Source organism: Drouetiella sp., from assembly GCF_059504425.1.
Window position 1 is genome coordinate 1 of record NZ_JCACIN010000017.1, and the last position, 7,412, is coordinate 7,412.

Here is a 7,412-nt window from a genome sequence, read left to right on the forward strand (position 1 = left end):
GTCGTGTGCCTTCTATTTACGCCTACCTAATTGTCGCGTCATATAATTGGGCGACTGTCTAGCAATCTGTCTAGTAATGTTTTCTCTGCTGTTGGATCTAGTGCCCCAGTTGATTCATCTAAAATAAGCACTGGAGGATTGGCAACGATCGATCGCGCGATCGCTAAGCGTTGTTTTTGTCCTCTAGCAAGATTCGCTCCAAACTGAAACTGTTAGATCTGAGTACTCAAAGCGTGGCTTTTTTGCAACTTTTCATCATTGCAAGCTTTTCTCTTCCTATCTTCAATTAGATGACTTGAAAGAGTTCTTGCAATTCATTCACTCGTTTAACAAATTGTTCCCGTTGCTTCGATAGAGACACCAACTCTGTCATTTTTGCTCTGGGTCGCAAAAACTGCTTCATTTCATCAAACGCTTGACAAAATCGTTTCGCACTCTCAGTCGCTCCAAAACCAAGCATCGAATAGTAACGTTGCCTGATCCCTCGATGACTCTGTTCGACCGGATTTCTTAAACACCCTCTAACTTGATGTTCAACGCCTGAACCCAATCCCTCGCGAACCGCTCTTGGGTATGAACTCAGCCCGTCTGTTACCACTTGTTGCGGTTGTTCCGCCACCTCATGCGCTTGGGCAAATAAGGCTTTTGCCGCTGCCATGTCTCGTTTTTCACTCAACCTCACATCCACCAAGTTTCCATTCTCATCGATCGCACGGTACAGATAGCACCAATCGATCGCACGGTACAGATAGCACCATCTGCCTTTGACACGGATGTATGTCTCGTCCACAAACCAAATTTTGCCCACCTTCCCCTTGCGTTTGGCTCTCAGCTGTTGGGCAAAAATCCCAGTAAAGCGTTCTTCCCAATCTCGTACTGTTTCATGCGTGAACTCAAAGCCACGCAGTAGGAAGAATTCGGCAATGTCTCGAAAGCTCAGCTTGTAGCGGAACCGACACAGCAGAACTTGAAAGACGATGTCGGTGGGCACCTCGATAAAGTTGAAGGGGGTGCCCGTTCGTTCGTTAAAGATGCGGCAGCACTCTTTGCAGCGAAACATGGCATAACCCAGGTTTGTTATGCGTTGCAGGCGAGTAGTGTGAGTAGAGTCGCAGTGAGGGCAATTCATGGAGCGTTTGCTGGGTGGAGGTTGAGGACAGTAGCTAGTCTATCCAGTAGGGGCTTCCGCTCTCAAGTTGAGTACCCAGTTCTGACAGTTTTGCATGAAGAGCTGAAATGACATTGATTATTCGATTCGACAACCACCGTCAAAACCGCCGCTGATGAGATTGGGCAATTTGAGCATGGCTGACGACATACGTGCCAAACCCCTTGAGATGAACGTTTTGGCTTTGAACCATCCCGATGAACATCCAGCAGAGCGCTGCTTCTGGCAAGCTTTTCAGCGATTTTCCGTCAAAATCCTTGAAACTCATTCTATGTAAAGGTTTCAGCGATTTTTACCACTATTTTCCAACAAGTCTCTTGAATAAAGCCTTGCTTTGACTCCAATAGGTTAAGTAGGAAGCTCAAGTCTCTCCTAAAACATCTGAGAGTATTGCCTTTTATAGGCGCATCCTAATCACTTTTAAACAGGAGAAAAGTAATGGCAAGCTATACAATTAATGTTGATCAGACGACCTGCGTTGATTCAGGAAATAACCTAGCGAGTACACTAGCTCAACATGACTGTGGCAGACTAAATAAATTAAATAGTGATGCCTTAAACGAGGCTTTCAAAAATAACACTCTGGGTAGAACTATAAACGCTTCTCAGCCACTCGTGGGAATTATTGATACAAGCTTTAATCTTGACGCTCTGAAAATTCAGCCATCTCAATTTTTGCTGGGATGCAATCGAATCACAGATTTGAATCATGATTGTGAGAACTGCACCTCAATGCCAGCTAGCAATCAGGACGATCACGGCACCCATGTGCTCAATGTCATCGTGACTGAGAATCGAAATATTTCGGTATGGCTGGGACGTGCAGTAGGTTCTGGAAGATGGGCGGAATCGTTGGTCGAGTTTGTTGATGCTGTCAGATTATTGGGGTATTCACAAGCGATAGTCAACCTGAGCTTCGATTTGATTCAAGTTACACCCGATGGTCGTACTAATACGCGTAATGGGTTAACGCTACAAGAACAACTGGCACTTGAGTATGCACGGCAAAATGGTGTTCTAATTGTGGTTGCCGCTGGCAACACAGGACAACTCATGTCTGCACTGGGGCAGGCAGCGCAATGGTTTGATCACATTATTCCTGTTGGTGCAGCAGAAGGTGGAAATCAGGCTGTATATTCCAGTAATGGAGCAGGGTTGATGCTGTTTGCTGATGGCAGCACCAGTGACATTAAAGGAACATCGATCGCAGCTGCTAGAGTCACAGGGTCTATTTCCCAGATTTGGGCAGTCAATCCTGACCTGAGTTATCGCCAGGTGATTGACATTCTTCACACAGCAGCACAGGGTCTAAGGCAATCTGCTGGTAGCGACACATTAGAGCCAAAGTTACTCGACTCGGATGCGGCAAGCTGTCTGGCTATTCGCACTGTTCCTGTTCCCTACACGCCCAAGACAACAATTCTTCCCATTCCAAAGCAGCCTATAGAAGGAATCCCTTCAGAACGACCAGCAGGCTGGGGGTGGGTTAAAAAAGCAGCGAAAGGCGTTGTAAAAGGCGCTGTCGGTCTAGCTACAGATGGAGCACAAGCCCTGGGCAATGCTGCCGTTGATACTGCACAGGTGATTGGTAACACAGCAGTCGATGGTGCTCAAATTGTTGGCAATGCAGCGATTGACAGCGTACAAACTGTTCAAAATACCGCAATTGATGTTGTGCAGGTAGGCATTGGCGCAGTTGGGGGTGATGCAATCAATCAAGTCATTGATGATGCTCAATCTACTGTCAATGGAGCAGTTGATACCGTTCAATCTACACAAAATACATTGGTTGATGGTGTTCAATCTGTCGAAAATGTAGTTGTTGATTTTGTTCAAGGCGTTAGCAATCAAGGATTTGATCTAGTCCAGGAAGCCACCAATACAGATGGAGGAGGAACTGATTGGTTAACCCCTGTTAAGGAGGGTGCAGCTTGGGCAATAGACAAGGCTGGAGATGGTGCAGTTTGGTTGTCAGATAAAGCAGGAGACGGTGCAGTTTGGTTGTCAGATAAAACAGGAGACGGTGCAGATTGGGGGTTAAGTAAGGTTGGACTTGATGGTGCAGGTGAAGTAGTCAATATCATCTTTGACAAAGCAGGCAATATTGCTGATGCAGCTACCGATGAAGCGGGGCTTGTTGCCAATGGCGTGCTTGATTCGCTTGCTCAAGGCCCAGCGGCTTTTGCTGACAAAGCGGGTGAGAAACTATTAGGTATTCTGGATCGTGGGGCGTCGGTTGTCACTCAATCACCTGATCGACTGAAGCAATTGGGATCAGATTCCGTGGATTTGCTTACCTCGTTGGGTAAGCTCGATCTCAAGGGTGCCGCCGCCGCCGGAGGACGGATCGCAGTAGATGCAGTTGACTTAGCAGGACTCCCAGAAGTCGCTGAAACGGCTGCCGATATCATTAAGTTCAATACTCGTACACTCACAGATCAACAAATTCAAGTTGCAAAGAGTGTGTTTGGTGATTCGATTAATTATGATTTAGTGCGAATTGACGAATCTGCGCGATCGGTCGTAGCTGCTAGAGAAATTGATGGCGCGAATGATAATCGTCCTTTCACGACTTTCCACACCATCAATACTTGGGGGCCGCTTGATAATGAAAGTACGCTGATTCATGAATTAACGCATGTTTGGCAGTACGAACAGGATGGTGCAATTTATATTACTGAAGCATTGCAAGCACAGCATTCTGATGTAGGGTACGGCTACGGTGGTGTTGACGGTTTGGAGAAACAACTTGCAAATGGTGGCAGTCTCACAAGCTTCAACCGTGAGCAGCAAGGCAACGTTTTAGAAGAGTATTATGAGATGAGAACTGCTGGAACAACTCCTGATGTTCTACCCTTATATGAATTCTTCGTTCGAGAGGCTTCGACGGTCATTCAACCCACGTTTGCTGCGAGCCATACCACACTCAATTCAACTGCTAATAATTTGGTTCTCACGGGTACAGATCCAATCAACGGCACAGGTAATAGCCTCAACAACGTGATCATGGGCAATAATGCTGCCAATAGTCTGAATGGGTTGGATGGACGCGACTGGCTCTATGGCAGTGGTGGGACTGATAAGCTGTACGGAATGGATGGCAATGACTTCCTCAGCGGCGGTACAGCAGATGATATGCTAAGCGGCTGGACAGGTGACGATCAATTAGTGGGAGGGGCAGGTAATGATACGCTCTTGGGCGGAGGAGGAAAGGATACCTTTACTTTCTATGCTGCTCACGAGGGAGTAGATAGAATCTTGGATTTCTCAGTTACTGAGGATCAAATTCATATTACTAAAGCAGGCTTCAGTCAGGATCTCAGTGTAGGCGCTCTCCGCGCCGATCAATTTGTTCTGGGTGCATCTGCAAGCAGTAGCAACGATCGCTTGATCTATAATCCATCGACAGGAGCCTTATTCTTCGATGCAGATGGAAATAATGGACAACAACAAACACAGATCGCTCAGCTTTCTCCTAATCTAATGCTCACAGCTTCACATATCAGCATTGTTTAGGACGGCATGAAGTACAGATAAGCCTGGTGGGCATCATTGATAGCTTTTACTGATGCCCCCATCTATCGCTCTACAGTTGCTGTGCATCGCAACCACTCTATTCTGTAGGATTGAGATTCTCCCCAATGCCAAAAAGAGGCATTTTAGGCAAATAGTTGTGCGAATCAAGCCCATTCGTTGAGTAGTTGCGTCCCGCGCAACTATTCAAATTTTGGCTACTTTTCAGAACCGCTACTGTGCAAGAATTTCAGCCTTGACGTTGTTTTTCGCGCGATTGCTAAGCAAAGGCGAGGCTGTTGGCAGCAAATTGGCATCAATGTACTGCCTGAGTTTATCTAGTTGCCCAGGGCTAAACTGCCAATCATGCCCAATGTTCCGATACTTGATTATCGTGGCTCTAAGTTGCTCTGTCCAAGACACTCCTTGAACTTCCCACCACTGTTTGCGTTGTTCTTTATTTTCTCTAGAATCGTCTGGAAGCTGGTCTCTGAGTACTTGGAGTGATCGTCTTAGTTCAAAGTCGCGGGCGATGGCGATAGCAAGGGCAAGGTCGCTGTTGCTTAGATTTGCACAAAATATGGTTCAAGCCAGGGCGATCACTCTTTCTACCACTGATGCCTTTATCGACAAAAATCTTTTCGCACCCAGCAGCTTTAAGTGTGTTCATCTGAAGGTCAAGGTGCTGATCTTGCGTGCTGACTCTGGCATATTCAGTTAACATGTTTCAGAACTCATCTCTGTAGCGTAGTTTTGATACTTTGATTTTGACACGAGTTTTAGAACAATAACAGCGACTAGGATAGAGTTTTTGTACTATTGTGACGAACGTTTCAAAAACGGGTTTTTGAGACAGAATGCGCTCATCCCTCCTTGAAAGTAGTTAGATTGTGTCGATGAAAGCTTACAGCTTTACAGCCGTGCTGCAGGACTCAATATTCATAGTCCTAAAATCTCTATTCATACTGAAATATTGGTTGAACTAAAGTTTAAAGATATAATTTGCAAGCTTTGCCCAAGACAAAAGTATAGAATCTTCTCCAGCTAGGACATCAGCTACGGTCTTTGATACAAGCCACTCCGGTAAAGGATAAGGAGTAGATGTGCGAATAGCTAGCCAGTGTCCTGAACTAGAATTATCAATTGAAGAGACATCTTCAACCAAAGCATCATTTTCAACTTTGAGAATTACAACTTCATCTGCTGGCAATAAACCTATAATCCAACTGCTTCGAAATACTTTCGCTGGAAGGTGCGGGGGGCCATCAGTACGGAATAATAAACGGTTTGAGTCTTGTTCCCAAAGAACTGTTGCATTTGCTTTATATACAAATACCATCTCATCAGCAGGTGGCCGCTCTAAAAACCATAAACCAGGTACTGCCTGTGAGGGAATTGGTTTTGTTATAGGTAGCTTTGGAAAACTCCCCATAATTGTAGAAAGCCAGTAACTTGCTCTTCGATCTAGGCTTAAGATATCCCCAGTATGATCAAGTGCATCGTTTATGAATGAAGCGATTCTAGAAACTCCAGCAGCAGCGCCATCTTCACTAGGTCGTAGGGTAAAAGCTCCTAACCCTGGTAGCAGCTCGTGATATTCAAAATAAGTCTCATGATCTCTTGGATTACAAGTTTCTCCTGGATAGATAACATAGGCTCCAGATGAACGACGAATCGCATCCCGATAAGCATGCATCTTTAGGAGATCATCACGCAAAGCACGTTCTTCAGGTCTTCCTTCCAAGGAGAAACTACTCTGGTCATTTAGGTCGAAATCTTCCTGCTGTCTAAGAACTTCAATGAGACGTTCAACTCGATACTTAGCATCAAAGTGAATCCAGACACGTTCAAGGGGTGCTGCATTCTCAGATAAACCGATACCAAGAGAAAGGTCAGGACGCATGTCTTTACTCCAAGATTCTCCACTTGCTCGGCGAAAGGGTCTATTGAACCACAGCCCTAAATGAAAATCTTGTCCACCACGAGTTACCCACCCCTGAACCACTTGTGTACGGTTCTTGCGAAGATTCAACTGCAAGCCAAACTGAGAAAGTTGGAAAAGACCAGCGTAATCAAAAGATTTTTTGCAAAGGTCGGCAACTATTCGCCCTATTTGAAGAAACACCCAATATTCATAGAGCATGGCTACATCTCGTTGCCCAGCTCCAAAGACCGAGTCAGCTCCATCCCAAGTTAATACACCAGCTAACTGAGCCTGTTGATAAATACGAACTAACTCCCGGTAACCAGAACGTTTCTGAAGTACTTGATTGGCTAGAGGAACCTGAGACAACTTTGAAACTGCTTTAAACAATGATGTTGAGAGGACGGCATCCAAACTATCAATCATTCGACTACACTCGGCTAGTCCCCGCAAAATAGGAGCAGAAGCCTTTTTCGTAGCACCTTTCTGTTTATTAAGTGAGTCATACGTTTCCTGCGCTAGTCCACGCCAATCCTCTAGCAATGTTTTTATAAATTGATTTGGCAAGTTATCCGTACTCGCATACAACTTACTTTCCGATATGAATTGGGGAACTGATTCTAAAGAGCCTATAGCCCGCGGCAATTTTTGACGAGGTCCTCCGGTACTAAGAGACCGTAGCGTCGATTGCGAACCGCTTAACCCGCGTGATATAGGACGTTGAGAAGTCCCATGCTCCCAATTTACGTAGGGTCGCCCAATTATATGACGCGACAATTAGGTAGGCGTAAATAGAAGGCACACGAC

Annotated in this window: 6 protein-coding genes and 1 pseudogene; 1 reads left to right on the plus strand and 6 read right to left on the minus strand. The window is 45.5% G+C overall.

Annotation, left to right across the window (positions count from 1 at the left end):
- Positions 1-50 precede the first annotated feature (50 nt).
- The 3 genes and pseudogenes from AC5JMP_RS03615 to AC5JMP_RS03625 form a co-directional block, all read right to left on the minus strand.
- Positions 51-206: pseudogene (locus AC5JMP_RS03615) on the minus strand (ATP-binding cassette domain-containing protein); the annotation flags it as partial.
- Positions 207-286: 80 nt separating this feature from the next.
- Positions 287-1,129, minus strand: a complete 843-nt coding sequence (locus AC5JMP_RS03620; RefSeq protein WP_495850064.1) for an IS6 family transposase — start codon at positions 1,127-1,129, stop codon at positions 287-289.
- Positions 1,130-1,268: 139 nt separating this feature from the next.
- Complete coding sequence (locus AC5JMP_RS03625; protein ID WP_495850065.1) at positions 1,269-1,436, minus strand: hypothetical protein; 168 nt, start codon at positions 1,434-1,436, stop codon at positions 1,269-1,271.
- A 170-nt stretch (positions 1,437-1,606) separates the two neighbouring features.
- Between AC5JMP_RS03625 and AC5JMP_RS03630 the strand changes: the two genes are divergently transcribed.
- Positions 1,607-4,684 (plus strand): S8 family serine peptidase, encoded by a 3,078-nt coding sequence (locus AC5JMP_RS03630; RefSeq protein ID WP_495850066.1) that lies wholly within the window; start codon positions 1,607-1,609, stop codon positions 4,682-4,684.
- 231 nt (positions 4,685-4,915) lie between these two features.
- Here AC5JMP_RS03630 and AC5JMP_RS03635 read toward each other — a convergent pair whose 3' ends face one another.
- From AC5JMP_RS03635 to AC5JMP_RS03645, 3 genes are all read right to left on the minus strand, one after another.
- Complete coding sequence (locus AC5JMP_RS03635; protein WP_495850069.1) at positions 4,916-5,263, minus strand: NACHT C-terminal helical domain 2-containing protein; 348 nt, start codon at positions 5,261-5,263, stop codon at positions 4,916-4,918.
- Positions 5,199-5,405 carry a recombinase family protein gene (locus AC5JMP_RS03640; protein ID WP_495850067.1) on the minus strand — a complete coding sequence of 69 codons (207 nt, stop codon included), beginning with the start codon at positions 5,403-5,405 and terminating at the stop codon, positions 5,199-5,201. Before AC5JMP_RS03640 ends, AC5JMP_RS03635 begins: the two co-directional genes overlap by 65 nt.
- Positions 5,406-5,663: 258 nt before the next feature.
- Complete coding sequence (locus tag AC5JMP_RS03645; RefSeq protein ID WP_495850068.1) at positions 5,664-7,382, minus strand: DUF2357 domain-containing protein; 1,719 nt, start codon at positions 7,380-7,382, stop codon at positions 5,664-5,666.
- Between the last annotated feature and the right edge of the window lie 30 nt (positions 7,383-7,412).

Coding starts and splice junctions, on each gene's coding strand:
- AC5JMP_RS03630 (WP_495850066.1), top strand. CDS start 1,607: ATGGCAAGCTATACAATTAATGTTGATCAGACGACCTGCGTTGATTCA.
- AC5JMP_RS03640 (WP_495850067.1), bottom strand. CDS start 5,405: ATGTTAACTGAATATGCCAGAGTCAGCACGCAAGATCAGCACCTTGAC.
- AC5JMP_RS03625 (WP_495850065.1), bottom strand. CDS start 1,436: ATGAGTTTCAAGGATTTTGACGGAAAATCGCTGAAAAGCTTGCCAGAA.
- AC5JMP_RS03620 (WP_495850064.1), bottom strand. CDS start 1,129: ATGAATTGCCCTCACTGCGACTCTACTCACACTACTCGCCTGCAACGC.